Raw genomic sequence first — 306 nt, forward strand, 5'->3', positions numbered from 1 at the left:
TTCGTAGTGTCAGTTATAGGAGCGCTCGGAGTGGGGAAGGCCTCGGCCGCGTCGGCATCAGTCTGCGGGGCCTGGCGGCTTTCGCCCTTGGGGTGCACGGGAGCGAAAGCTGGAGCAGCCGGCCGGGTTTCGGCCACTACGGTGGCTTCTTCGTTGGCCTGCGCTAGCGGTTCGGCCTGTGCTTCGCCCTGGTCTGCTACTTCGGCTTCTTCAGTAGTTTCTTCGTCCGTGCCCTCTCCTGTTTCTGCTTCGCTAGGCGCTTCGAGGGCGGCCGCCGGCTCTTGGACGGGCTGGGCCGGTTCGGCC

The 306-nt window shown here is 66.0% G+C and carries 1 protein-coding gene; it reads right to left on the reverse strand.

From position 1 onward, the window contains the following. On the reverse strand, positions 1-306 hold a 306-nt coding region (locus tag QP381_RS08800), incomplete at both ends, for a hypothetical protein (protein ID WP_442953420.1).

Source organism: Pauljensenia sp. UMB6358, from assembly GCF_030216865.1.
GTDB lineage: Bacteria > Actinomycetota > Actinomycetes > Actinomycetales > Actinomycetaceae > Pauljensenia > Pauljensenia turicensis_A.